The following is a 25,571-nucleotide window of genomic DNA, read 5'->3' on the forward strand; positions in this document are numbered from 1 at the left end:
GGCCGGGCGTGAACCGACCCGAGCCCCCATCCGTACATCAGGACGGGAGGTCGCGTCCGGGGAGCGGGGTGTCCGGACCGCCGTCCCGGGGGTCGCCGGGTCCCGCGTCCGGGGTCCGGCGGCCCACCCCTACAGCAGGCCGAGCGCGGCGAACTCGCTGACCGACATCGGGTCGGGGTCGATGCCGCAGCAGGGGAACAGCCCGCGCACCGCCTCGACGGTGCGCGCCGACAGGGCCTCGGCCTCCCCGGCCAGCGCCGGCCCGTCCGTCTCGCGCAGGGCGTCCTCGACGGTGCCCTCGCCACCCGTGCCCAGCTCGCGGGCCACGGCGAGCAGCAGGTTGAGTACCCCGTGCCGGCCCCGGTCCGACTCGCTCTCCGCCGCCGGCCGCACCGCCTCGCGCAGCCCGATGGCGGTGAAGCCCCGACCCTTGCCGGCCGTGACCTGCAGGAACCGCTCGACCTCGGCGACCGACGGCACGTCGGACGGCCGGGGGCCGCCGCACCGCAGCTTCGGGGTGCAGCCGTGCTCCGCAACCCGCTGCACCGCGTCGAGCCACGCGTCGATCTCGTCCGCGGAGCCACCCAGCGGCCGCCGCGGCTCGACGACGGGCGTGACCTCGTCCGGCACGAACTCCGACACGCGCTCCAGCCAGACGGCGTCGACGTCCGGCGGCGCGGCCGTCTCGACGGTCCGCGGGGTGAGCAGGCTCGACCGGGAGAAGACCGTGGACAGCGCCTTCGGCACCGCGCCCAGCCCGGTGTCGACGACGAGCGACAGGTCGACGGGCCGCGACGGCGCGGACCGGGCCAGTTCGGTGACGAGGGCGGGCAGGCGCGAGACGGGGCAGACCAGGTGGCCGATCATGCCCCCGTAGGCCCCGTCGCGGGCCGACAGGTGACGGGCCACCACGGCGTCGATGCCCGGCGCGACCATGCGCGGCTGGACGAGGCTCGCGTCGTCGACCAGTCCGGCGAGCAGGGGACGGATCGGCCACGGGTCGGCGGAGGATCCCGAGGGCACGGTCGTCACGGGTACGACGCTAACCCGCCGTTCACACCGACCCGACAAGGGGTCGCCGATCACCCCTGGACAGCGTCGTCGTCCGGAGGCTAACTTAGCCTCACCTAACTCGGAGGTGAGCTACGTGGGACAGACCCGGCTCCGGCGTCCGCCGGCCCCTGCGGACGCCGAACGCGCCCGGAGCGTCGCGGCGCGCGGCGGGGAGGCGGCCCTGGTCGGGACGGGCGGGCCGGAGCCCGTCGTCCCGCTGGTGCACCACGTCCACGCCGACGGCTCGGCCGTCCTGCTGCTCCCCGACGGGTCGCCGGTCCTCGAGGCGATCCGCACGTCGGACCGCGGCGAGATCCCGGTCATGCTGGAGCTGACCGACCGGGCGCCGGTGGAGCTGCGCGAACCGGTGCGGGCGCTGCTGTGGATCAGCGGCTGGCTCCGGATCCCGGACGCGACCTCGGCCCGCCGGGCCGCCGTGCAGGTCGCCGACGTGGCCCCGCACCCGCGGCTGCTCGACCTCGGCCACGGCGCCACGCTGGTGAAACTCACCCCGAGCTCGGCCGTGCTGGCCGACGCCGAAGGTACGGCCGCGCTCGCGCCCGTCGACCTCGCCGCCGCGCGTCCGGACCCCTTCTGCCGGATGGAGAACCACTGGCTCGCGCACCTCGAGGAGGCGCACCCGGAGGTGTTCGACGCGCTGGCCCGGCACCTGCCCGCCCCGCTGCGCTGCACCCTCGGGGCCCGGGTCCGTCCGCTCGGGGTGGACCGCTGCGGGCTGCGGCTGCGGGTGGAGACGCCCGAGGGCGACCACGACGTCCGGCTCGCGTGGCCGCAGGAGGCCGCCACCGCCGACGAGCTGCGGATCCAGCTCGGAACGCTGGTGGGGTGCCCGTTCCGGCAGGTGGGCGGAGACGCGCACGCGCAGGTCGACGAGGCCTGACCGCCGCGTGACGTGACGGTCCGGTCGGCGCCGGTGCGCGGGCCGGTGCACGGTCCGGTCCGCGCTGATGCGCGGTGAGCGGCGGTGCTGCTGCGCGCGCGGATGCACGGTCCGGTCCGCGCTGATGCGCGGTGAGCGGCCGTGCTGCTGCGGGCGTCGGGTCGGGGCTGCTCGGCGGGCCGGGGGGCGGGAGGCGCGGCGCGGCGCGGGTCAGCCCTGCTGCAGGGTGCGCTCGCGCTCCTGCACGCGCTGGGTGACCTTGCGCTCGGCGACGAACGAGCAGATCGGGATCGTGCCCGCGAGCAGCACCAGCAGCGCGAACACCGGGGTGAAACGGGCGCGCTCGGCCAGCACGAGCGTGGCCACGATGTAGGCCATGTACAGGAAACCGTGCAGCATGCCGATGACCGCCGTCGGCGTCGGGTCGCCGGCGAAGTACTTCATCGGCATCGCGTAGAACACGAGCAGCAGCAGCCCCACGCCGGTGATGTAGGCGAACACGCGGTACAGCGGCAGCCGCCACCCGACGGGGCGCTGCGCGGTGGACGTCCTGGGACTGGTCACGACTCGACTCTAGCCGCGGCGGGTCACCCCTCGTCCGCGGTCGACCGGCCGGTGTGAGCGGGGTCGCGGGACGAGGTGGGCGCGGCGGGCTCGGACGGGCTTTCGCCGGTGGGCGCGGACTCGGCTCGGCGTCGGCCCTGCGTGGCAGCCCGCGTGGGCCCGCGGGCGGCGGCGGGAGCGCCCTGGTCGGTGGTGTCGCGGGAACCCCGCTCGGCAGTGTCGCGGGGACCCTGGTCGGCGGCGTCGTGGGCGGCGAGGTCGGCCAGCATCCGGTTGTACTCGGCCAGACCCGGCGCCTCCTCGTCCGTGACGGGGGCCGGTGCGGCGAGGGGGCTGCGGGTGAAGGGGGTGGCGTCCCAGGGCAGGGGGCGATCGACGGCGGGTGGGGGGGCGACGGGTTCCGGGTCCCCGATGTTCCCCGTGGTCGTGCCGGCCGTGGTGGACCCTGCGGTCGTGCCGGTCGTGCCGGTCGTGCCGGTCGTGCCGGTCGTGCCGGTCGTGGTCGGCTCGGCCGTGCCTGACCCCGCGGTCGTCGAGCCAGGAGGGCCGGTGCGCTCCACGGCCCGAACCGCGACCTCTGTCCGGGGTGCGTCGCCCTCCGCCGCGGCCACGGCTCCCTCGGGGGCGTGGTTCTCACGGTGGTCCAGCAGTTCCATGCGCAGGAACCGCCACCACATGTAGGCGAAGAACACGGCGAAGATCGGCCATTGGATGCCGTAGCCGACGTTCAGCGCGGAGCCCAACGCCGACCCGGCCCGGTTCCACTGCCAGATCGCGGCGACGACGCAGACGCCCACCGCGACGATCGCCAGCAGATGCCAGACGATCCAGCGGGGGGACAGGACCACACGCCACACGCTATTCACGATACGCGTCCGAGCCGGCGCCCCCTCCCGCTCCGCCCGAGTCCCGTGATCATCGAGCGGACGGGAAGCGACAGATCCGGCGCTCAGCGGGCTCGATCGATCACGAGAAGCAGCGCACCCGATCCACCACCCACTGCTCGGCCCTCCGCCCGGACGGTGCGAGGACGCCGAGGGCCAGCACCACTCGGGTTCGCCGGCCCGGACCTCCGTGCTGCCTGCGGCGCCCCGCAGTCGCCACCAGCGCTCCCGGATGGCATCGCGCACAGACCTCACCACCAGCTCCCTGACAGTGATCGCCGACCGGGACACCTCAGCGCCACATCCGGCCGCCCACGGTCCCAACCGGCGATCACGACCTGCGCGCTGGAGGACGAGCACGCCGACGAGCCGGAGGCCGAGCCCGTGGCGAACGCGCACGGAGCCGGAGCCGGCCGAGGCGCCGCGGCCGGAGATCGTGATGCGCGGCCACGCGGCGCGCAACAGCGTGCCCCCCCGCCAGCTCCGTATCGGTGATCGCCGGCCCGGACACCTCAGCGCCACATCCGGCCGCCCACGGTCACCACCGGCGATCACGGCAGATCTGGCAGGGCGGTGACCGCGAGCGACGATCACGGGCCCACGGACGGTGGGGGACGGTGGGCGGTAGCGTCGGTGCGTGGCGGCAGGTCGGCTCGGGCGGTGGCTCGCGGCCCCGCCGTCGGAGATCACCGAGGTCACCGACCCGCGGGCCCGCCGGCTGATCGGGCTGGAGATCGCCGTGGTGCTCACGGTGACGCTCGGCCTCTCCGCGGTTCGCAGCGCCCTGTCCCTGATCGACGCACTGCTCGCCCCCACTCCCCTGGCCGAGCAGCAGGTCGCCCTGAACGCGCCGGCGGCACAGGCGGGCCTGGTCGACCTCGCGGTGCAGCTGGTGCGGGTGCTGCAGCTCGTCGGGTGGGGGGCGCTGGCCGCCTACCTGCTGCTGCGCGCCGGGATCCCGCTCGCACGGATCGGGCTCGACCGGACCCGCCCGGCGAGGGACGCGCTCGGCGCCGTGGGGCTGGCCGCGCTGATCGGCATCCCCGGGCTGGGCCTGTACCTGCTTGCCCGGGCCCTCGGCGTCAGCCTCGACGTCGCCCCCAGCACCCTCGCCGACGCCTGGTGGCGCACCCCCGTCCTGATCCTCTCGGCCGCGGCGAACGCCTGGGCCGAGGAGATCGTCATGATCGGGTACCTGTTGACCCGGCTGCGCCAGCTGGGTTGGTCGGCGGATCGCTCGGTGCTCGCCGCCGCCGTGCTCCGCGGGGCGTACCACCTCTACCAGGGGCTGGGCGGGTTCGTCGGGAACCTGGTGATGGGGCTGGTGTTCGGGCGGGTGTGGCAGCGCACCGGACGGCTGTGGCCGCTGGTCGGGGCGCACGCGCTGATCGACGTCGTGGCGTTCGTCGGATACGCCCTGCTCCCGGCGGGCCTTCGACCGTGATCGCGTCAGGGTAGCCTCAGCACGTGTCGGACTCGAAGTTCCTCGCCCTGCTCAAGGACCAGATCCGCAGCGAGTTCACCGCCTCGCAGCAGTACACGGCCGTCGCGGTGTGGCTCGACGGGGAGGACCTCCCGCAGCTCGCCGCGCTCTTCCACGCGCAGGCGCTGGAGGAGCGCAACCACGCGATGAGCATGGTGCAGTACATCCTGGACACGCACGAGCAGGTGCCGATCCCGGGGATCGACGACGTCCGGAACGACTTCGGGAGCGTCGAGGACGTCGTGGAGCTGGCGCTGGAGCAGGAGAAGCGGGTCACCGAGCAGATCACCACGCTGGCCCGCACCGCCCGGGACGAGGGCGACTACCTCGGCGAGCAGTTCATGCAGTGGTTCCTCAAGGAGCAGGTCGAGGAGGTCGCGTCGATGTCGACGCTGCTCACGGTCGTGCGCCGGGCCGGCGACAACCTCTTCCACATCGAGGACTTCGTGGCCCGGGAGCTCACGAAGGGGGAGGCAGCCGACCCCTCCGCCCCGCCCGTCGCGGGCGGCCGCGTCTGACCGTCGCGCACGCCTGCTCCCACACTGCGCGGGAACCGGCCACCACTCGCATCACGCGTCGATCGTCGGCTCCTGAGCGCGTGGTGGAACCATAGTGCGCCACATCGCCGGTTCCGGCCGCGTCGTGGTTCCGTAGTGCCGTCGGGGCTCGACGGCCGGTCAGCGCAGGGTGACCTGCTTGCCCGCCAGCACGTCCCGGGCCGAGCGCTCCGCGGAGGTCAGGTCGTCCGTCGACGCCAGCGCCTCCTGCAGGCGCCGGGCGAAGGCCACCGCGGGAGCCACCCACTCCTTCGCGTGCATCTCCCGGTCGACGTCCCAGACCGGCACGAGCAGACCGTGCGCGCGGAAGGCGCCGGCGTAGCGGCTGCCCTCGCCGAGGTCGAGCTCCCCGGCCGCGTGCAGCCGCGCCAGGGCCGCCATCAGCGCGTCCTCGGCCTCCGGCCGGACCCAGCGCACGTGCGCCTTGCTGCCGGTGTCGACCCAGTACGCGGCGCGGACGCCCTCGCCCGTCACGGCCTCCGTCGGCATGATCACGGAGTTGGCGCGCTCGATCGTCGCGGCGATCTCGGCGGCGGGCTCGCCGTCCTCCGAGGGGACCCACCAGTGGAAGTCCTGGTGCAGCGTGAGGTCGAGCTCGGCGGCGGCGACCAGCAGGTCCTGCAGCCGGACGACCTCGCCCTCGCCCACCCCCGGCCCGACGACCGGCAGCGCGGACCCCGGCTCGGCGGTCCCGGCCCAGCGCAGCGCCTTGGCGAGATCGGCGGAGAGGTCGCCCGAGCGGGTCTGGACCTGCATGCCGAGCAGGATCTCGCCGTCCGGCCGGACGATCGCGGCGGAGGCGCCCGGCAGGACCGTGGCGAGCCGGACCGGACGCTCGCCGGTCTCCCGCAGCGGGAGCGGGGCGACGGCCGACGGCAGGAACTCGCGCATCGCGACGAGGTCCGGTTCGGCGGCGAGCCCCTCGAAGGGCCGGGTGACGATCACGTCGTCGCCGGCGCCGTGGCACGCCTTGTACCGCTTGCCCGAGCCGCAGGGGCAGGGGCGGCGCGGGTTCTCGCCGGTCGCGGCGCTGGACTTGACGCGGTTCTTCTTGGCCATCAGGGCGCCACCGTAGCGCCGGGCGCGGCCGGGTCCGCCGCCGGTCCCGGTGGCCGCACGGCCACGAGCGTCTCGCGCCGCACCGGGCGGACCGGCTCCAGCAGCGCCATCAGGTACCGGAGCACGCGCACGGTGATCAGCGCGGTCGCGGCGGCGAGCAGGTCCAGCGCCGCGTGCAGGACCACCCCGTCGGCCATCGCCTGCACCCCGCTGCGGAAGGACCACCCGAACACGACGACGCCGAGCACGACCCCGGCCCCCCACGTCGCCCACCACACCAGCAGCAGCCGCGACGGGCGCGGGCGCTCGGCGGGCGGTCGGTCCAGCCCGGCGTGCTCGATCTCGGCGAGAAGCGAGCCCGGCACCGAGAGGTTGAGCCCGGGCACCACCCATCCGGCGACGACGGCGGACGCCGGCCGGTCCGGCACCGTGCCGGTCCGCTCGGCAGCGGCCTCGCGAGCGCGCAGCGTCCAGAGCACCATCAGCACCCCGCAGCCGGCGAGCGCGGCCAGCCCGGACCAGCCGCCGAAGGCGACCGCGGCGTCGGAGAAGGCGACCAGGCGCGCGGGGAGCGCGTCGGCGCGGCTCAGCACGAGCAGGACGTAGCGCAGGATCTCGGCCACCGCGGCCACCACGGCCACGCCGGCGGTGACCCGCAGCAGGACGTCGAGCGGGTGCGCGATCCAGCGGGCCCGCTCGAGCGCCGGAACGCGCTCGGCCTCGGACTCGCCGCGCCATGGCAGCGGCGGGAAGCCCCAGCGCGGCACCTCCCGGTAGCGGGGCGGACCGGTGTACCGGAACCGGGGGCGGACCGGGGGGCGCGGGACGCCGGTCGGCGGCGGCTCCGCCACCCAGGCGAGTGCGGCCAGGTAGCGGCCGCAGTACGGGCAGAAGGGCCCGGCACCGGGTGGCGCGACCCGCCCGCACCGCGAACAGGCCGGCGGGCGTGCGGTGGCCCCACCCGCCGGGCGGGCGGGCGGACCCGGGGGCGCGGGGCGCGGGGCGGGGCTCACGCGGGCCCGACTCAGATGATCTCGGGGGTCCGGTCCGGGTCCGCGACGATCTCCCGGCCGGAACCGGCCCACGCCTGCATCCCGCCGTCGACGTTCACCGCCGGGTAGCCCTGCTGGGCGAGGTAGGCCACGACGCGCGAGGACCGGCCGCCGGAACGGCACACGACGTAGAGCGGTTCGTCGCCCGGGATCTCGGCGATCCGCCGGGTCAGCTCGGACATCGGGAGGTGCCGGGAACCGGGGGCCCGCCCGGCGGCCCACTCGTCGGCCTCGCGGACGTCGAGCATGGCGGCGTCGGCCGGCAGGTCCGCGACGGACACGGAGGGAACGCTGGTCATGTCCCCATGATGACACCCGTCCCCGTCAGGCTCCCGTGAACGCACGAACGGCACGGTCGTGCGGACCTACCGCGCGACGGTGCCGTCCCTTCTCCGGCGCCGGGTCCACTACGGGGGAACGAGCCGGGGCGCCGATCGAGACGGCCCTCGGCGGAAACCGTCCGTGGTGACAGATGCGACGCAACGTGAACGGTCGGCTGCGTCAGACGGACGGTCGCCGGTTGCCCTCGAGGGACTCGCGGGAGAGCCCGAGGCGTTCGGGGGCGTGCAGCCGCAGCAGCAGGGCCTCGGTGTTGGCCGGGCGGTGCTTCCGGGTGGCCAGGCTGACCACGATCATCACGAGGAACGCCAGCGGCACGGTGACGATCGCGGGCCGGTGGAGCAGCACCCCGAGCCAGTCCTCGCCCCCGATCCCGGCCAGGCTCACCGCCACCGCGCCCGCGGAGAGCACGCCGCCGACGAGCAGGCCCCAGATCGCGCCTCGGGCGGTCAGCCCCTTCCACCAGATGCCGAGCACCAGCAGCGGGCAGAAGGTCGACGCGGCCACCGCGAACGCCAGGGCGACGGTCTCGGCGAAGTCCAGCTGCGCCACGCCCAGGGTGAGGGCCAGCGGCGCCGCGCCGGCCAGCACCGTCGCGATCCGCAGCCCGCTCAGCCGCCGGTCGGCCACCGCCCGGCCGCGCAGCACGTCCGTCGAGAGCACCCCGGCCAGGCTCACCAGCAGCCCCGACGCGGTGGACAGGAACGCCGCCCACGCCCCGGCCGCGACGAATCCTCCGAGGAGCGCCCCGGCCAGCCCGCTGCCGAGCACGGCACCGGGCAGCAGCAGCACCGCGGCGTCCGTGGGCCCGGCGACGAGCAGCTGCGGCGTGTAGAAGCGGGACAGCGCACCGATCAGCGTGACCAGCAGGTAGAAGGCCCCGAGCATGCCCAGCACGATCACCGCGCTGCGGCGGGCCGCCCGGCCGTCCGGGTTGGTGTAGAAACGGCCGAGGACGTGCGGCAGCCCCATGGTGCCCAGGAAGGTCGCCATGATCAGCGAGTAGATGGCGAGCAGCTGGTACTCCCCGTCGCCGGCCAGCGGGGTGAGCCAGCGGGCGTCCGTGGCCGGCCGGCCCGCGGTCGTCGGCACGGGCGAGCCGGCCGGGAAGACGAGCTCGGACCCGGCGGCCACCTCGTGCCGGCTGCCGGTCTCCCAGGTGAGCACGGTGCCCGGTGGGACGGGCGCGCCGTCGACGACGCCGCCGTCGGGCCCGATCTCCACCCGGGTCGGCGCGCCGGTGGCGAGCTGCACGTCGGTGTCGACGCCGACCGTGGTCCGCTCGCGGAAGTCCGGCGCCTGCGGCCGGTCGAAGGTGTGTCCGCTGTTGAGGAAGAACAGGAGCGCCACCACCGCGGGCACGGCGAGCGCGGTGAGCTTGAGCCAGTACTGGAACGCCTGCACGAAGGTCACCGAGCGCATGCCGCCGAAGACCACCGTCGCCACCACGATCACGCCGGCCCCGACCGTGCCGATCCACCGCGGCAGCCCGGTCACGACCTCGACCGTGAGCCCGGCGCCCTGTAGCTGGGGCAGCAGGTACAGCCACCCGACGACCAGCACGAACATGCTGCAGAGCCGGCGCAGCGCAGCCGAGTGCAGCCGCAGCTCGGCGAAGTCCGGCACGGTGTAGGCGCCCGAGCGACGCAGCGGGGCGGCCACGAACAACAGCAGCGACAGGTAGCCCGCGGTGTAGCCGACGGGGTACCAGAGGGCGTCGACGCCGTCCCGGAGCACGAGCCCGGCCACCCCGAGGAACGACGCCGCGGACAGGTACTCGCCGGAGATCGCCCCCGCGTTGGCCGCCGGCCGGACCGTGCGCGAGGCGACCAGGAAGTCCGACGTCCGGCGGGACCGGTGGCCGATCATGCCGATGACCGTCGAGGCCACCGCGACCAACAGGATCGCGGCCAGCGCCGCGACGGCCGTCGCGCTCACGAGGGTTCCCGGTTCAGCCGGTCGCGGGAGAGGCCGAGGCGTTCGGGCGCGTGCAGCTGCAGCAGTGTGCGCTCGGCATCGACCGGGACGTCCCGGGAGGTCGCCCGGCTGACCACGACCATCGTCAGGAAGGCCAGCGGCACCGCGACGGCGGCGGGCCGCAGCACCAGCACGCCGACGGCCCCGTCCGGCACGCTGCCGGCCAGGGCGAACCCGACTCCCACGGCCGACAGCGCGGCCCCGACGACCAGGCCCGCGGTCGCACCGGCGGGGGTCAGCCCGCGCCACCACACGCCCAGCACGAGCAGGGGGCAGAAGGTGGCGGCGGAGACCGCGAACACCAGCGGCACGGTGAGCGCCAGGTCCAGCCGAGCGACGGCGAGGGCGAGCGCCACCGGGAGGACCGCCGACAGCAGGGCGGCGAGCCGGAAGTCGCGCAGCCTGCCCTTCAACACGTCCGTGAACAGTACGCCCGCGAGGCTCACGACGAGGCCCGACGACGTCGACAGGAACGCCGCCGCGGCACCGGCGGACACCAGGCCACCGAGCAGCCAGCCGGCCCACCCGTCGCCCAGCACGGCGGTCGGGACGAGCAGGACCGCACCGTCCGTGCGGCCGTCGACGAGCAGCTGCGGAGTGTAGGCCCGCGAGAGCAACCCGAGCAGCGTGACCAGCACGAACACCCCGCCGATCAGGGCCAGCACGACGACGGTCGTGCGGCGGGCGGCCCGGCCGTCCGGGTTCGTGTAGAAGCGGACCAGGACGTGCGGCAGGCCCATGGTCCCGGCGATCCCCGCGACCAGGATCGAGTAGATCTCCAGCAGGTCCAGCGGGCCGGACTGCGGCTCCAGCCACTCCCGGTCCGTCGCGGGGGTGCCGGCCGGCACGGGCACGCCGGTACCGGCGGCGAACCGCAGCTCGGTCCCGGCCGCCACGGTGTGCGGGCCCGGCTGCCAGACCAGCAGGTCGTCCACCGCGGCGCCGTCGACCTCCCCGCGGGCGTCGACCGGGGTGGGCACCGCGACCTCGAGGTTCACCGGGACCCGGACGTCGATCGTCGTCGTCTCCGGGAACTCCGGCGCGGCGGGCCGGTCGAGCTCGCGATCGCTCCCGAGGAACAGCGCCGACGCGACGAGCGCGGGCACGGTGAGCGCGGTCAGCTTGAGCCAGTACTGGAAGGCCTGCACGAAGGTGATCGAGCGCATGCCGCCGGCCACCACGCTGAGCACCACCAGCACGCCCGCGCCCAGCACGCCGACCCACGAGGGCAGCGAGGTCAGGGTGGTGAACGCGAGGCCCGCGCCCTGCAGCTGCGGGAGCAGGTACAGCCAGCCGATCAGCAGCACGAGCGCGGTGCACAGCCGGCGCACCCGGCGCGAGTGCAGCCGGGCCTCGGCGAAGTCCGGGATCGTGTAGGCGCCGGAGCGGCGCAGCGGGGCGGCCACGAACAGCAGCAGCGACAGGTACCCGGCGCAGAAGGCGATCGGGTACCAGAGCGCGGTCGCGCCCTCGCGCAGCACCAGGCCGGCGATCCCGAGGAAGGCCGCGGCGGACAGGTACTCGCCGGAGATCGCCGCGGCGTTGGGGACGGCGCCGACGGTGCGGGAGGCGACGAGGAAGTCCGAGGTGCTGCGGGCGACGCGCACGCCCAGCGACCCGATGACGACGGAGGCCACGCCGACGAGGGCGATGGCGGCCAGCGCGATGACGGACGGGGTGGGCAACGGGGAGCTCTCTGGTGGGGGGTGCGGCGGGGCGCGGCGGGGACGGGACGGGGTCAGTCCTGGACGTGGTCGGCGAAGTTCTGCTCGACCTTCTCGGCGGCCTTCGTGTGCCACCAGCCCAGGGCCAGCAGGAACGGGTAGACCAGCACGCCGAGCAGCAGCCAGGGCAGGCGCAGGCCCAGCACCTCGGCCCGGCCCAGCTCGGGGTAGAAGGCGAACACGGCGGGCAGCAGGCCGAGCACCAGCAGGGCGAGGCCGCCGACGCGCAGCGCGACCGCGAGCTGTCCGCCGATGAGGTTGGCCCGCAGCAGCTCGCCGACGGGCGTGCCCTCCTGGACGTCGACGACGGTGCGGACGGTGCGGGCGACGCCCTTCCGCTCGGACAGGACCACGCGGGTGCGGCGCGGGACGCCCTCGCCGGGCTCCTCCTCGACGGTGCGGAACCGCGCCCCGACGGGCCGGCCGGGGGCGGTGTCGCCGGGGGGCGCCGTCGGGGCGACGGTCGGCGAGGGGGCGCCGACGGGGCGGGCGGAGAGCGGAAGCCGGTTCGCCTGGTCCGCAGCCCGGGCGTCGGCGTGGGGCCGGATGGTGGTGTCCGGCGTCGCCGCCTGCGCGAACGGCGCCCCGGACGGCTCTGCGGGCGGGACGGGCGGGATGACGCCGACGTCCGTGCGTTCCGCGTCGGGATCCGACATCGGGGGGTGCAGGCCGGGGTGGGTCCCGGGCGGTGGCCCGGGGACGGCGCGGGAGGGGGGCTGGACGACGACCTCGCCGGTGGGTTCCCACGACACTCCGCGGGCGGCGTCGCCGCTGGTCGCGGGACCCGCGGGGGATCCGCCGTCGGGCGGCCCGACTGCCGGGGGCCGGGGGCCGAGGGAGTCCGGCGCGAGGGCGGGCCGCCCGGCCCGGGACAGCGGGCTGCCGCCGGTCGCGCCCGGCTGCCGCATCCCGCCGGGTCCGGCCGGCGGGCCGTGCGGGTCCGGCGCCGGACCGGGGGCGCCCCGTTCGGCACCGCGCCCGTCGTCGTAGGCCTCGGGCGCGGGCACCCGCAGCGGCACGCTGGCGGGACCCAGGACCCGCTCGAACCGCTCGACCTCGGCTCCGGCGAAGGGAACGTCCCCGTCGTAGTCGTCGTCCGGGTGGTCGTCGTCGTAGTCCGGGTAGTCGGTGTAGTCGGTGTAGTCGGTGTAGTCGGTGTAGTCGGTGTAGTCGGTGTAGCCGGGCTGGGCGGGGTGGCCGGGCTGGGCGGGGTGGCCGGGCTGGACGGGGTGGCCGGGCTGGACGGGGTGGCCGGGCTGGGCGAGGTGGCCGGTGTGGTCGGTGTGGTCGCGCCGACCCGGTGGGCCCGCGTCGCCGCGGCTCACCCGGGCGCGCAGCTCGCTCACCCCGAACTGTTCGGTGTCCGCCTCGTCCCGCGCATGCCGGCCACGGCCGGAGCGTGCGTTGGCGTCCATGCGGCGGCGCATCTCCTCCTGCAGCCACATCGGCCCGGAGCCCTCGGCGCGGGTCCCGGGCCCCGGGGGTGGCGCCGGCCGCCGACGGCGCGGGGACCCCTCGCCGTCGCCCGGGCCGGGGCTCATCGACGGCGGGGAGCCGTCGACGGCAGCGCTCATGCCTCCTCCGCGGTGACGAGTGCGTCGTCGGGGCTCATCTCTGGCTCCACGCCTGCTTCGTCGCGCGGACCAGGCGGTCCTTCAGCTCACGGGTGTGCCGGCGGGAGACGGGCAGCTCCGCGGTGTCGGGGCCGGAGCCCACCCGCACCACGTAGCCCGACCCGGACAGCCGCAGCTCGGTGACCAGCGGCAGCGCCACCAGGAACGAGCGGTGGATGCGCACGAACCCCGCGTCGCGCCAGCGGTCCTCCAGGACCGACAGCGGGATGCGGACCAGGTGGCTGCCCTCGGTGGTGTGCAGCCGGGCGTAGTCGCCCTGGGCCTCCACGTACCGGACCGCCGAGCGCGGCACGAGCTTCGTGGTGCCCGCGAGCTCGACGGGGATCACCTCGTCCTCGTCCCGCTCCTGCGGGACGGGCTCGACAGGCGGAGCGGCGGACCGGTTCGCGATGATCCGGTCCAGCGCCGCGGCGAGCCGCTCCTCGCGCAGCGGCTTGAGCAGGTAGTCCTTGGCACCGACCTCGTAGGCGTCGACCGCCCGGTCGTCGTGGGCGGTGACGAACACGACCTCCGGCGGCTGGGCCATGGAGGAGAAGACGCGGGCGAGCTCGAGGCCGTCCAGCCCCGGCATGCGGATGTCGAGGAAGACGACGTCGACGTCGGTCTTCTCGGCCACCCGGGTGCCGGCGGCCGGGTGCGGGGCCCCTGCGGCGCGGGCGGCGTGCACGCTCTCCCGGGAGCTGCGCGCGTTGAGGATGCGGAGGGCCTCGGTGGCGTCCGAGGCCTTGAGCACCTCACCGACCCGGGGGTCCTCGTTCAGCAGGAACGCCAGTTCTTCGAGAGCCGGCTGCTCGTCGTCCACTGCGAGGACGACCAGACCTCCGGAGCTGTCGGTGCTGTCCACGATCTCCTCATCCTGCGTTCCCGGTGCACGGCCGGGCGCGCACCTCGGTGGTGGCGACCCCGGGCCCTGCCGACCATGGTGACGGTGATCGGAGCGGGATGCCAGGGCAACTCATCAATCTGCGACCGATCGGCTACTGATCGAACGGGTGAGGACGGGAGGCCCCTCGGGCTCGCCCACCGCCGGCGAGGCTACAGACCGTAGCGCGCCCACGCCGCCCTGATGTCGGCCGCCTGGACCACACCCAGGGCGGCGTCCACCGGGCCCCCGCCGGTGAACGCTGCGGGGAGGGACGCCGCCGGGGCGTTCAGACCGAGCCGCGCGAGCAGCGGTCTGCGTCCCTCGACCGGGGTCAGCTTCGCGTCCGGAAAGCGCTGCGTGAGCACGGAGCGGGCGGTGCCCAGCCCGTCGACCAGGCCCAGCTCCACGGCTCGCGCCCCGGTCCACACCTCGCCCGTGAAGAGCTCGTCGCCGCCGGTCAGCCGGTCGCCGCGGCGCTCGACGACCCAGTCGCGGAACAGGGTGTGCAGCTCGTCCTGGACGCCGCGCAGCCAGGCGACGTCCTCCTCCTTCTCCGGGAGGAAGGGGTCGAGGCGGGACTTGGACTCGCCCGCGGTGTGCAGCCGGCGCTCGATGCCGAACCGCTGGATGAAGCCCTCCAGCCCGAACCCGGAGCTGATCACGCCGATCGACCCGACGATGGAGGTCGGGTGGGCGTAGATCTCGTCGGCCGCGCAGGCCAGCCAGTAGCCGCCCGAGGCCGCGACGTCCTCGCAGAACGCGAGGACCGGCACCTCGTGCTCCGCAGCCAGCCCCCGGATCCGGTCCGCGACCAGCGCGGACTGGGTCGGCGAGCCGCCGGGCGAGTTCACCAGCAGTCCCACGGCGACGACCCGCTCGGTGCCGAACGCCCGCTCCAGGACCTTCTCGGCCGAGGTCGCGTTGATCACCGCGCGGGCCAGCGGGCCGGGCTGCGGAGTGATGACGCCGTGCAGCCGCACGAGCGGCACGACCGGGACGTCGCCCTTCTCGCCGAGCCGTCCGGGGAGGCGCGAGGTCAGGCGGTCGGGCAGGTGGAGGGCGTCCATGCCGCCAGCCTATGACCACAGCCGGGGCACGTGCGGGGTTCCACGTCGCGTGGCGCCCAGGGCGGCGGCGCGGCCGGTCGACCACGGGGCAGGGCGACCACGGGGCAGGGCGACCACGGGGCAGGGCGACCACGGGGCAGGGCGACCACGGGCAGGGCGACGGCGGTGGGCGGAGCGGCCGGGTCAGGCCGTGCGGCCGCGGGCCAGGCTCTCGCCGGAGTGGCCGGGGTCGCCGTCGAAGTGCTCGACCGACACGTCGACGGTGTCGAGCACCTCCAGGGGGAGGTCCGGCGGGAGCACGAACCGGCCGGCCCAGCGGCCCGGGCCGGCCGGAGCGAGCCCGCCCAGCGCATAGAGCCGGGTGGCGCCCTCGTCCATCAGCCACGCCTCCAGGTAGCCACCGGCCGGCAGCGCGTCGCGCTCGAGCGCCACGACGAGCACCCGGCTGCCGTCGACCTCGGTGAGCCCGGTGCTGCCCGTGGTGCCGGAGCCGGGGTCGAGCGCGACGAGCGGGACCTCGGCCGGGACCTGCGGGTCCCCGCCCACGGTCAGACCGATCGCCAGCCCGCCCGCGAGCCCGGCGACCAGAGCGGCCGCGGCGAGGAGCACCGGTCCCCGGCGCCGGGTCCGACCCTCGACGGCCCTGTCCGCGACCGACTCGTCGGCGAGGGCGTGGAGGGCCGGCGGATCGGCCGGGCGCCCGGCTGCGCCGGCGAGCTCGGGGCCGAGCTCGCCCACGACCCGCTCCCACACCGCGGACGGCGGGTCCTGCACCGGCTGGTCGGCGCCCTCGCGGGCCAGCCGCGACGTGGTCCGCAGCGACTCGACCTCTGCCCGGCAGGCGGGGCAGCTGCGCAGGTGCGTCTCGATCCCCGGGGCCGGGTTCCGCGCGGACAGGGCGGACAGGGCGGCGGCGACGAGCTCGTCAGGCCCCGGGTGCCGCACCGCCCGCCTCCCATCGTCGTCGCATCCGGTCGACCCCCCGCCGGAGGTGGCTCTTCACCGTGCCCAGCGGGAGCCCGGTGACCGAGGCGATCTGCTGCTGGGTGAGGTCGTCGTAGAAGGCCAGCCGGATCACCCTACGTTGCGCCTCGGGCAGCCGGTCGAGCTCGTCGGCCACCACGACGACGTCGACGACCTGGTCCGGAGCGGGTGCCGGCGGGGACGGGGGCCCGGCCCGCAACGCCCCGTCGGCGGCGGCGCGCTCCCGCCCCCGCACGGCGAGCCGGTCGGCGATCTGCCGGCGGGTGATCCCGATCAGCCACGCGCCGAGCCCGCCGCGCTCCGGGTCGAGCGTCGCGCGGCCGCGCCAGGCGCGGACGAACACCTGCTGGGTCACGTCCTCGGCGTCGTGATGGCTCCGCAGGACCCGCAGCGCGACGGTGTGCACCACCCGCGCGTGCCGGTCGTAGGCCAGGCGCAGCGCCTCGGGGTCGCCGTCGCGCAGCCGTGCGGTAATCTCCTCGTCCGGCACCCGCTCGGGTTCCGACCCCGGCGACCCCCAGCCCGTCGGGTCGGGTGCGGCCGTGGCGGGTCCCCCCGGCTCGCGCGGCGCACCGGGCGGCAGGATCTCCCTCATCCGGGCGTCCGTCCGCGGGTCACCGGACGAGCATCCCAGCACCGGACGAACCGGGCATCCCGACGACGGGGTGGTCACGGGGTCGCCGGCGCCGGCAGGGCGACGACCACGACGTTGTCCCGGTACGACCGGGTCTGCCGGTCGAACGGCCCGCCGCAGGTCACCAGGGTGAGCCTGGGTGGTCCCGCGCGGGCGACCAGCTCTTCGGCGGCCAGCGCGTCCTTGGCCACGCTGCGGACCTCCCGCACGGCGTACCGGATGGGCGGGGCCCCGTCCCGGCGCACCGTGACCAGGTCCCCCGGCACGAGGCCGCCGAGATCGTGGAAGGCGCCGAGGCCCTGCTCCCGGTCGTCCACGTGCCCGGCCAACAGCGCCGACCCGGTCCCGGCCCCGGGCGCCGCGCCGAAGCGGTACCAGCCGACCGTGTCCACGTCCCGCGGCACGCCCATGGCCCCCGCGGCATCGACGCCGACGGGCACCACTGGCGCGGCGAGCAGGGTCTCCCCCGCCCGCTCGACGGTGAGCCCCACCGGCGCGGCCGCAGGCTCGACCTCCCCCCGCGGCGCCGCCGAGGGCCCTGCCGCGACCGGTTCCGGGACGACCCCGCCCCGGGAGACCGGCCCCGGGGAGGCCGGGCCCGAGATGGCCGGCCCCGGCACCGCCGGTGCCGGGGCGGGGGTGGCCCGGAGCGCCCAGGCCACCCCCGACACGGCGAGCAGCACCAGCCCGGCCACGAGCGCGAGCAGGGCGATCGTGCGGCCCCTGGCCCGTGTCCGAGTCATCGTCAGGAACGGCGCAGGTTGGTACGACGCAGGCCGAACGCCGCGGCCCCGACCAGCACGAGGCCGGTCGCGGCGCCGATCGTCGACCAGCCCGCGGTGTCGTCCGCCGGGGCACCGGACGGCGCACCGGCCGGGACGCCCGCCGGGGCGCTGTGCAGGCCCTCGACCGTGAAGGTCACCAGCCGCAGGTTCCCGGCCTCGAGCGAGCCGACCGCGTGCACGAAGGTGGCGGTCCCCTCGGCGAGGGTGAGGTCGGCGGGTCCGATCACCGGCTCGGTCGTGCCCGCGGCCGCGACCGCGGCCGACAGCGTGCCGGCCGGGACCTCGGCGGCCGCCTCGTTCGGGTTGGTCAGCCCGGTGAGCGCCGGGCTCCCGTCCGCCAGCACGTCGACCGCCGGTGCGGCGGCGAGGTGTCGCACGACGAGCCGGGCCTGGCCCGCCGGGACGGCCGAGACGTCGTCGGCGAACGCGGTGACGGTCGGGGACCCGGACGCGTCGAGGTGGGCGGCGAGGGTGACGTCGCCGCCTGCCGGGACGTCCGCCTGCGCGGACAACAGCGGATCGCCGGAGCCGTCCGCCGCATCGGCCGGGAAGATCGCCACGGTCCGGGTTCCGGCCGGCAGGTCGACCGGACCGGCCGCCGTGCCGAAGGTGAAGTCGTCGAGCGCGCGCTGCCCGTCGACGTAGACGTCGACCGGGGTGTCCGGGATGCCGTGGACGACGTGGACGGTCCCGGTCTCCTGGGCGGCCGCGGCCGGGGCGGTCGCCACGGCGGCGGCGCACGCCGTGAGCAGGCCGCCGAGGGCGAGGGTGAGGCGTCGCATCGGATCTCCTCGTGAGGGGGTCGAACCTGACACCCCGCACTACCGGCGCGCGGCGACCTGCGGATGCAGTTCGGTTGAACAAAGTTCGGCGCGATTCGACCCCGCCGTGCGCACCTGTCCGGCGAGGGACGGCGACGGTCCTGTCCGGCGAGGGCGGTGACGCCTCAGACGCGGATGCCCGCGCGGAACTTCGGGACCCGCAGGGTGATCTTCATGCCCGCCCCGACGGCGGTGTCCACGACCAGCCCGAAGTCGTCGCCGAAGGCCGAGCGCATCCGGTCGTCGACATTGCCGAGGCCGACGTGGGCGCCGGAGAGGTGGGCGTCGTCGAGGTCCTCGGTGAGGCGTGCGGGGTCCATGCCCACGCCGTCGTCCTCCACGATGATCACGCACTCGGCGCCGGCGTTCTCGGCGGTGATGGTGATGGTGCCGCCGTTGGGCTTGCCGGACAGGCCGTGCCGCACCGCGTTCTCCACCAGCGGCTGCAGCGCGAGGAACGGCAGCACGACGTTGAGCACCTCGGGCGCGATCTGCAGCTTGATGTTCAGCCGGTTGCCGAAGCGGGCCTTCTCCAGCGCGATGTAGCGCTCGATGTTGGTCAGCTCGTCCGACAGCGTCGTGTACTCGCCGGCGGTGCGGAAGGAGTACCGGGTGAAGTCGGCGAACTCGATCAGCAGGTCGCGGGCGCGCACCGGGTCGGTGCGGATGAAGCTCGCGATGGTGGTCAACGCGTTGTAGACGAAGTGCGGCGAGATCTGCGCCCGCAGCGCCCGCACCTCCGCCCGGTTGAGCCGGGCGCGCGACTCGTCGAGCTCGGCGAGCTCGAGCTGGCTGGACACGTACCGCGCGACCTCGGCGGTGGCCCGCAGCAGCACCGGCCCGGCCGTCGCGGTGGTGAGCGCGGCGAGGGTGCCGATGATCGCCCCGTCGCTCTCCAGCGGCACGACGACGATGCCGCGGACGTCACAGCTCGGGTACTGGCAGGCGATGGCCGAGTGCGAGAGCACCTGCTGGCGGCCGGTGGAGATCACCTGGTCGGCCAGGGTCACCACGTCCGGCTTGTGCTGGTCGGCGTCGCCGTCCCAGGCCAGGACCTCGCCGCGGGCGTCCGTCATCGTGAGGGCGCAGGTGTCCAGCAGGGTGCGCAGGTAGGGCAGCGCGTAGGCGGCGGAGTTCGGGTTCAGCCCGTCCCGCAGCGCCGGCGCAGCGAGCGCCACCGTGTGCAGCGTGGAGAACGTGGCGCGTTCGAGAGGGCTCGCGAAGGTGTGTCGGCGGGCGCGACGGACCAGGAGGACCACGATCACCGCGACGAGCGCGACGATGACCGCCGCGAGGACGAGCACGAGCGGCGACGAGAGCACGTCGGCCACCGTGGTCACCTCACCAGTCTGGAGAGCCGCCGGTCGGCGAGGGGTCTGCCGCCGGTCTGGCAGGTCGGACAGTACTGGAACGACCGATCGGCGAACGACACCTCCCGGACGGTGTCGCCGCACACCGGGCACGGCAGCCCCGTCCGCGCGTGGACCCGGAGGCCGGAGCGCTTCTCGCCCTTCAGCGAGGCGGCGCGCTGCCCGACGGAGCGGTCGACGGCGTCGGTGAGCACGCCGCGCATCGCCTCGTACAGGACGTCGACCCTGTCGTCGGTGAGCCGCCCGGAGACGGCGTACGGGGAGAGCCGGGCGGTGTGCAGGATCTCGTCGCTGTAGGCGTTGCCGATCCCGGCCAGCACCTTCTGGTCGGTGATCAGGTTCTTGATCCGCTCGGTGCGCCCGGCGAGCAGCGCGCCGAACCCGGCGCGGTCGATCCCGAGCGCGTCGGGCCCGAGCCGCGCGACGCCGGGGACCTCCTGCGGGTCGTGCACCAGGTACACCGCCAGCCGCTTCTGGGTGCCCGCCTCGGTGAGGTCGAAGCCGGGCCCACCGACGGCGTCGAGGTGCACCCGCAGGGCGAGCGGGCCGCGCCCGCTGGGCCGCGGCGGGGTCGCCGCGGCCTGGTCGTGCCAGCGCAACCAGCCGGCCCGGGACAGGTGCGTGATCAGGTGCAGGCCCGGCTCGTCCCGTCGGTCCTCGAGGTCCACCGAGAGGAACTTGCCGAACCGGCTCGCCCCGGTGACCACCCGCCCGACCAGCGCCGACACCGGCGGGTCGACGGTCTTGAGCACGCTCATGCTCGCCACGTCGACGCGGGCGACCGGCCGGTACAGGGCGTGGTCGCGCAGGTGCTGGGCGAGCGCCTCGACCTCGGGGAGCTCGGGCATCAGTTGACCGGCTGCAGGGGACTGTCGGCGTGGCCGGGGGTGCCGCGCTGGCGCAGGGACAACACGACCACGCGCATCTCCTCCTGGGCGCGGCCGATCCCGCGGACCTTGCCCACCCAGTGCTCGCGGCCGGCGTCGGCCCCGTAGTGCCCGTCCGTCTCCGCGACGATCTTCCACGGTCGGCGCAGGTACCAGCGCGCCGGGAAGAAGCTGAGGATCACGAACGCGGCGAACCAGTAGGCCGGGGGCACGTGGACCTGGGACTGCGCCAGCAGGGGCCACGCCACGACGGCCACGCCGAACACGATCAGCGCACAGACGACCATCACGACGGCCCCGCGGCCGCCGTCCACGTCGTGCTCGAACTCGTCGCCGACGGCGGGCGGCGACCAGTCGATGCGCCTGCTGACCTCCCACGTCCGCCCGTCGTTGGCGGTCACGGTCTTCCTCGCCATGCACTCCGCCCGGTCCACAAGGTTCGCGACCGCGCCATCGTTCCACACCGGGAGGCCCTTCCGCCCCTCCCGCGGTCGTGATCCCCCCGTCCGGAGGGACGCTCAGCCCTTCACCGCGCCCTGGGTGAAGCCGGCGACGAAGCGGTCCAGGAACAGCGTGAACACCACCGCGATCGGCACCGCGACCAGGACGGCCGACGCCTGCAGCGACTGCCAGAAGAACACGTCGCCACGGACGAGCTCGGTCGGCACGCCCGTGCTGATCACCTTCTCCGCGCTCGGCGAGATGAACGCGAGCGCGTAGATGAACTCGCTGGCAGTGAGCGTGAACGCGAAGACGACCACCGCGACGAGCCCCGGCAGCAGGAGCGGGGCGACGACGCGCACCATCGCGCCCACCCGGCTGTAGCCGTCGACCATCGCCTGTTCCTCGATGTCCTTCGGGATGGTCTTGAGGAACCCGATGAGCAGCCACACCGAGACCGGCACCGTGATCGTCGGGTAGATCACCACGAGCGACCACGTGGAGTCCTGCAGCCCGAGCGCCACCACGAGCCGCGAGAGCGAGAGGAACAGCAGCGTCGGCGGCACGAGGTAGACGAAGAAGATCGCGATGCCCAACCGGCCGCCCCACGGCCGGTCGAGACGGGCCAGGGCGTACGCCGCCGGGAGGGCGAGCACCAGCGTGATCAGCACGACGAGCACGCCGACCCACAGGGTGTTCCAGGCGAACGTGGCGAACGCGGTGCGCCGGAACAACAGCTCGACGTGGTCGAGTGTCGGGGCCTCGTTGTAGACGAAGGGGTTGTTGCGCCGCCGGTAGAGGTCGCTGTCCTGCTTGAACGCGGTGATCGCCGCCCAGACGAACGGGCCCGCGGCGGCCAGCGCTGACAGCACCGCGAGCACGTACAGGCCGGCGCGGGCCGCCCGGTGCCGCCGGGCGTAGCGGCGCCGGTCGGCCTCGGTGACCACGAGTGCACCCGACCCGGCCACGGCTCAGCTCACCTCCATCCGGCGGACCGCGCGCAGGATCGCGATCGCCGCCGCGAGCAGCAACGGGAACAGGAACAGCGCGATCGCCGCGCCCTGCCCGACGTCGCTGCCCTCGATGCCGCGGAAGAACGCCCAGCTGGCGAGCACCTGCGTCTCGTTCGTCGGGCCGCCCCGGGTGAGGACGTAGACGACCGTCATGTCCGTGAAGGTGAAGATCGCCCCGAACAGCGCCGAGATCGCGATGACGGGCGCGGTGAGCGGGATCGTGATCTCGACCATCCGCCGCCAGTACCCGGCGCCGTCGACCAGGGCCTGCTCCTGGACGTCCTTCGGGATCGACAGCAGCCCGGCCATCATGATCACCGCGGCCAGTGGCACCAGCCGCCAGACGTGTACGCCGATCACCGACGCCATCGCCAGGGTCGGCCGGCCCAGGTAGAACATGTTGGTCTGGATCAGGCCGATCTCGCGCAGCACCCAGTCGATCGGCGAGAACACCGAGTCGAGCATCCAGAGCCAGGTGATGGTCGACAGCGCCACCGGCGTGGTCCAGGGCAGCAGCACGAGGAACCGCACCAGCCACCGGCCCCGGAACTCCGCGATCAGGACGTTGGCCAGCACCTTGCCGAACAGCACGATGAAGAACATCGACACCGCGGTGAAGACGAGCGTGTTGCGCAGCGCGCGCCAGAACACCGGGTCCCCGAAGACGCGCTCGAAGTTCCGCAGCCCCGCCCAGTCGAAGCTCGGGTCGCCGCCGGTGACGTCGGAGAACGCGAACGCCACCGCGAGCACGAAGGGCAGCCCGACCAGCGCGAGGATGTAGACCACCGCCGGGGCGAGGAAGAGCCAGGCGAGCGCCCCGTCCCGGTCCGCGAGCCGGCGCCGGTACCGGGTGGGCGGGGTCCGCTCCCGGTCCGCGGCCACGCCGGCGGGCCGGGTGTCCGCCGGTGCTGCTCCCCGTGGACGCGCCATCGCCTCAGCTCCGGAGCGGGACGGGGTCCGTGCGCAGGCCCGAGTCCTCGTCGAAGAACCGCAGCCGTCGCGCCGGCACCGCGAAGTCGTGCCGCTCGCCCGGCTCGAGGGGCGTGTCGACGGTGGCCGGGAGCCGGGCGATCACCCGCGCCGGCCCGGCGCCCAGGTCGACGGTGCCGTAGACGTGCCGGTCGCCGGACAGGTACTCCATCCGCTGCACCTCCAGCGTGACCGTGACCCGCTCGCCTGGCACGTTCTCCACCGGCAGCAGGTGCTCGGGGCGGAAGCCGACGAGCACGTCGCCCCGGGGCACGAGGTTCATCGGGGGCGAGCCGATGAACGTCGCGACGAAGGTGTCGGCCGGGTCGTCGTAGACCTCCACCGGCCGGCCGAGCTGGCGCACCCGGCCCCCGGACATCACCGCGATCCGGTCCCCGAGCCCCATCGCCTCGCTCTGGTCGTGCGTGACGTAGATCGTGGTCGCGCCGATGTCCTGCTGGAACCGTTTGAGCTCGTCGCGCGCGCTGGTCCGCAGCTTGGCGTCGAGGTTCGACAGCGGCTCGTCGAGCAGGAAGACCGAGGGATCGCGGACCAGCGCCCGGGCCAGCGCCACCCGCTGCCGCTCGCCGCCGGAGAGCTGGCGCGGCTTGCGCCCGAGCAGGTGCTCGATCCCCAGCATGCCGGCGGCGCGCCGGGCCCTGCCCTCCCGCTCACCGTGCGGCACCCCCGCCGCCCGCAGCGGGAACACGATGTTGGCCAGCACGGTCTTGTGCGGGTAGAGGGCATAGCTCTGGAACACCATCGCGATCCGCCGCGCCCGCGGGGGAAGGCCGGTGACGACCTGGTCGTCGATGACGACGTCGCCGCTCGAGGGCTCCTCGAGCCCCGCGATCGTGCGCAGCAAGGTGGTCTTGCCGCAGCCCGACGGGCCGAGCAGCACGAGGTACTCGCCGTCGCCCGTGGTCACGTCGACGCCGTCGATGGCGCGAACGCGCCCGCCGTCGAAGTGCTTGTGCAGGTCGCGGACCGCGACGGTGGCCACGTCAACGCCCGCCCGTGCCGATGAGGCCGCGAGCCCGCCAGTTGTCGAAGATCGGGCGGATCTGGGCCTCGGCGTCGGCGACGGCCTGCTGGGCGGTCACCTCGCCGCGGGCCGCCCGGGCGAACATGTTCGGGATGACGAACGTCGCGAACACCTCGCCCTCGGCCGTGTTCGCGGTGCCGGGGTACCCGACGTTGGTGCTCCACTCCACGGCGTTCGACAGCAGGGCCAGCTTGTCCGCCGGGCGGGCGCCGAAGGGATCGGCCCCGAGCCACTTGTCCAGGTCCGGCACCACGTCCGGGTAGGCGGGGAAGTCGTAGAGCTTCGACTGCCAGGCCACGACGTCGAGGTTCGCGGTGTAGTGGAGCAGGAACTCCTTGGCCGCCGCCGGATTGGCGGCGTAGGTCGGGACGATCCAGTTGTACATGACGTGGCTGGCGGCCCTCGCGTCCGCGGGACCGCGCAGCGGCGCGGTGAAGAAGATGTCGGCGGCGGTCTCGGGGTCGGTCTCCTGCGAGGTCCGCCAGGCCGAGATCGAGTTGATGATGTAGGACAGCTGCCCGGCGGCCAGCCCCTGGTTGTTCGACGCCGCGTTCCAGGAGAACACCTCCGGTGTCATCGCCTCCTGGTAGAGCCGGCTCATGAACTCCACGGCCTCGACGGTCTGCGGGGAGTTGAGGACGACCTGCTCGGACTCGTCCTGGATCGACGCCCCGTACGACCACAGCAGGGCCCGGCCGGCCATGTTGGAGTCGATCTCCTGCGACATCCCCACGCCGAGCTGGACGCCCTGGTCCCGCTTGATCTGCGCCCCGCCGCGCAACAGGTCGTCCCAGGTGACGGGGCCCTGCGCCAGTCCGGCGGGGGCCCACAGGCTCTGCCGGTAGTCCCCCGGGTCGGGCACCCACGCCGGGGCGTAGGCGAAGAACTTCCCCGTCGTCGGGTTGAAGCTGGACCTGCGGCACAGGTCCAGCTGCCCGCCGTGCCGGTTGTTGGCCTCGGTCACGACGTCGGTGAGGTCCAGCACGCTGGGCTCGTACTGCGGCACCGGGGCGATGTGCAGGATCAGGTCGTGGCCCTGGTTCGCCTGGATCTCCGCCTGCGTGCGGGCGGGCAGCTCGGCGTAGTTGATGTGGTCGACGGCGACGGACACCCCGACCTTGGACCCCCAGTCCTTCACCCACGGGTCGAACCAGGCGTCGTGCGCCGGCACGAAGTGGCTCCACATGAGGATGGACAGGGAGCCGGACAGCGGGCTCGCCGGCTCGGTGAACGTGCCCGGCGGGGCGGGCTGGGACGGCGGAGCAGGGGCGCCGCCGGCGGCTCCCCCGCCTCCGCAGGCCGCGAGCGCTCCCCCGAACACCGCCAGTCCCGCGGCCTGGAGGAAACGCCGCCGGTTCCATTCGATACCGTCCACCATGGGGATCACGCTCCTGAGACGTCGTCGGCTCAGATCGGCGCATCGTAGGACCTGCCGCCCGGGCCCGCACGACGGAGCGCGGGCC

At 74.8% G+C, this 25,571-nt stretch carries 25 protein-coding genes; 3 read left to right on the forward strand and 22 right to left on the reverse strand.

Features of this window, described 5'->3' with window-relative positions; translation table 11 throughout:
* Window positions 1-129: 129 nt before the first annotated feature.
* Entirely contained in the window at window positions 130-1,032 is a 903-nt protein-coding gene (locus tag ACL02T_RS13275) for a hypothetical protein (protein ID WP_412830988.1), read from the reverse strand.
* Between the two features lie 115 nt (window positions 1,033-1,147).
* On the opposite strand from ACL02T_RS13275, the gene ACL02T_RS13280 reads away from it, so the two are divergent.
* Window positions 1,148-1,954: a DUF2470 domain-containing protein gene (locus ACL02T_RS13280; protein WP_412830989.1), complete on the forward strand. Its 807-nt coding sequence runs from the start codon at window positions 1,148-1,150 to the stop codon at window positions 1,952-1,954.
* 210 nt (window positions 1,955-2,164) lie between these two features.
* On the opposite strand, the gene ACL02T_RS13285 is transcribed toward ACL02T_RS13280, so the two are convergent.
* The gene (locus ACL02T_RS13285; RefSeq protein WP_412830990.1) at window positions 2,165-2,518 is read right to left on the reverse strand and encodes a DUF3817 domain-containing protein; all 354 of its coding nucleotides are present in this window, start codon (window positions 2,516-2,518) and stop codon (window positions 2,165-2,167) included.
* A 23-nt stretch (window positions 2,519-2,541) separates the two neighbouring features.
* On the reverse strand, window positions 2,542-3,375 hold the full coding sequence (locus ACL02T_RS13290; protein ID WP_412830991.1) for a hypothetical protein: 834 nt from the start codon (window positions 3,373-3,375) through the stop codon (window positions 2,542-2,544).
* 664 nt (window positions 3,376-4,039) lie between these two features.
* On the opposite strand from ACL02T_RS13290, the gene ACL02T_RS13295 reads away from it, so the two are divergent.
* Window positions 4,040-4,846, forward strand: coding sequence for a CPBP family intramembrane glutamic endopeptidase (locus tag ACL02T_RS13295; RefSeq protein ID WP_412830992.1), 807 nt, complete (start codon window positions 4,040-4,042; stop codon window positions 4,844-4,846).
* A 23-nt stretch (window positions 4,847-4,869) separates the two neighbouring features.
* Complete coding sequence (locus ACL02T_RS13300) at window positions 4,870-5,403, forward strand: ferritin (protein WP_412830993.1); 534 nt, start codon at window positions 4,870-4,872, stop codon at window positions 5,401-5,403.
* Window positions 5,404-5,562: 159 nt separating this feature from the next.
* On the opposite strand, the gene ACL02T_RS13305 is transcribed toward ACL02T_RS13300, so the two are convergent.
* The 19 genes from ACL02T_RS13305 to ACL02T_RS13395 all read right to left on the reverse strand — a co-directional run bounded on the left by ACL02T_RS13305 (window position 5,563) and on the right by ACL02T_RS13395 (window position 25,486).
* Window positions 5,563-6,501, reverse strand: a complete 939-nt coding sequence (locus ACL02T_RS13305; protein WP_412830994.1) for a DUF5926 family protein — start codon at window positions 6,499-6,501, stop codon at window positions 5,563-5,565.
* Window positions 6,501-7,514 carry a DUF4328 domain-containing protein gene (locus ACL02T_RS13310; RefSeq protein WP_412830995.1) on the reverse strand — a complete coding sequence of 338 codons (1,014 nt, stop codon included), beginning with the start codon at window positions 7,512-7,514 and terminating at the stop codon, window positions 6,501-6,503. Before ACL02T_RS13310 ends, ACL02T_RS13305 begins: the two co-directional genes overlap by 1 nt.
* An 11-nt stretch (window positions 7,515-7,525) precedes the next feature.
* The gene (locus ACL02T_RS13315; RefSeq protein WP_412830996.1) at window positions 7,526-7,852 is read right to left on the reverse strand and encodes a rhodanese-like domain-containing protein; all 327 of its coding nucleotides are present in this window, start codon (window positions 7,850-7,852) and stop codon (window positions 7,526-7,528) included.
* Between the two features lie 202 nt (window positions 7,853-8,054).
* Window positions 8,055-9,830, reverse strand: a complete 1,776-nt coding sequence (locus ACL02T_RS13320) for a sodium/solute symporter (RefSeq protein WP_412830997.1) — start codon at window positions 9,828-9,830, stop codon at window positions 8,055-8,057.
* Window positions 9,827-11,554, reverse strand: coding sequence for a sodium/solute symporter (locus ACL02T_RS13325; RefSeq protein ID WP_412830998.1), 1,728 nt, complete (start codon window positions 11,552-11,554; stop codon window positions 9,827-9,829). Before ACL02T_RS13325 ends, ACL02T_RS13320 begins: the two co-directional genes overlap by 4 nt.
* A 53-nt stretch (window positions 11,555-11,607) precedes the next feature.
* Entirely contained in the window at window positions 11,608-13,167 is a 1,560-nt protein-coding gene (locus tag ACL02T_RS13330) for a hypothetical protein (protein ID WP_412830999.1), read from the reverse strand.
* Between the two features lie 34 nt (window positions 13,168-13,201).
* Window positions 13,202-14,071, reverse strand: a complete 870-nt coding sequence (locus tag ACL02T_RS13335) for a LytR/AlgR family response regulator transcription factor (RefSeq protein ID WP_412831000.1) — start codon at window positions 14,069-14,071, stop codon at window positions 13,202-13,204.
* Between the two features lie 191 nt (window positions 14,072-14,262).
* Entirely contained in the window at window positions 14,263-15,159 is an 897-nt protein-coding gene (locus ACL02T_RS13340; RefSeq protein WP_412831001.1) for a S49 family peptidase, read from the reverse strand.
* Window positions 15,160-15,342: 183 nt separating this feature from the next.
* Window positions 15,343-16,104, reverse strand: a complete 762-nt coding sequence (locus ACL02T_RS13345; RefSeq protein WP_412831002.1) for an anti-sigma factor — start codon at window positions 16,102-16,104, stop codon at window positions 15,343-15,345.
* Complete coding sequence (locus ACL02T_RS13350) at window positions 16,085-16,738, reverse strand: RNA polymerase sigma factor (protein ID WP_412831003.1); 654 nt, start codon at window positions 16,736-16,738, stop codon at window positions 16,085-16,087. Before ACL02T_RS13350 ends, ACL02T_RS13345 begins: the two co-directional genes overlap by 20 nt.
* 74 nt (window positions 16,739-16,812) lie before the next feature.
* Window positions 16,813-17,520, reverse strand: coding sequence for a class F sortase (locus tag ACL02T_RS13355; RefSeq protein ID WP_412831004.1), 708 nt, complete (start codon window positions 17,518-17,520; stop codon window positions 16,813-16,815).
* A gap of 2 nt (window positions 17,521-17,522) precedes the next feature.
* Window positions 17,523-18,344 (reverse strand): DUF4397 domain-containing protein, encoded by an 822-nt coding sequence (locus ACL02T_RS13360; protein WP_412831005.1) that lies wholly within the window; start codon window positions 18,342-18,344, stop codon window positions 17,523-17,525.
* 164 nt (window positions 18,345-18,508) lie between these two features.
* Window positions 18,509-19,714, reverse strand: a complete 1,206-nt coding sequence (locus ACL02T_RS13365; RefSeq protein WP_412831075.1) for a sensor histidine kinase — start codon at window positions 19,712-19,714, stop codon at window positions 18,509-18,511.
* A 5-nt stretch (window positions 19,715-19,719) separates the two neighbouring features.
* Entirely contained in the window at window positions 19,720-20,601 is an 882-nt protein-coding gene (locus ACL02T_RS13370; protein ID WP_412831006.1) for an Fpg/Nei family DNA glycosylase, read from the reverse strand.
* Complete coding sequence (locus ACL02T_RS13375; protein ID WP_412831007.1) at window positions 20,601-21,056, reverse strand: hypothetical protein; 456 nt, start codon at window positions 21,054-21,056, stop codon at window positions 20,601-20,603. The genes ACL02T_RS13370 and ACL02T_RS13375 overlap by 1 nt, the downstream gene beginning before the upstream one ends.
* A gap of 102 nt (window positions 21,057-21,158) precedes the next feature.
* Window positions 21,159-22,049 (reverse strand): carbohydrate ABC transporter permease, encoded by an 891-nt coding sequence (locus ACL02T_RS13380; protein WP_412831008.1) that lies wholly within the window; start codon window positions 22,047-22,049, stop codon window positions 21,159-21,161.
* A 3-nt stretch (window positions 22,050-22,052) separates the two neighbouring features.
* Window positions 22,053-23,024, reverse strand: a complete 972-nt coding sequence (locus ACL02T_RS13385) for a carbohydrate ABC transporter permease (protein WP_412831009.1) — start codon at window positions 23,022-23,024, stop codon at window positions 22,053-22,055.
* Between the two features lie 4 nt (window positions 23,025-23,028).
* Window positions 23,029-24,066, reverse strand: a complete 1,038-nt coding sequence (locus tag ACL02T_RS13390) for an ABC transporter ATP-binding protein (RefSeq protein WP_412831010.1) — start codon at window positions 24,064-24,066, stop codon at window positions 23,029-23,031.
* Between the two features lies 1 nt (window position 24,067).
* Entirely contained in the window at window positions 24,068-25,486 is a 1,419-nt protein-coding gene (locus ACL02T_RS13395; protein WP_412831011.1) for an ABC transporter substrate-binding protein, read from the reverse strand.
* Window positions 25,487-25,571: the final 85 nt, after the last annotated feature.

Origin of the sequence: Pseudonocardia oceanicola (assembly GCF_047200735.1) — a bacterium.
Lineage (GTDB): Bacteria > Actinomycetota > Actinomycetes > Mycobacteriales > Pseudonocardiaceae > Pseudonocardia.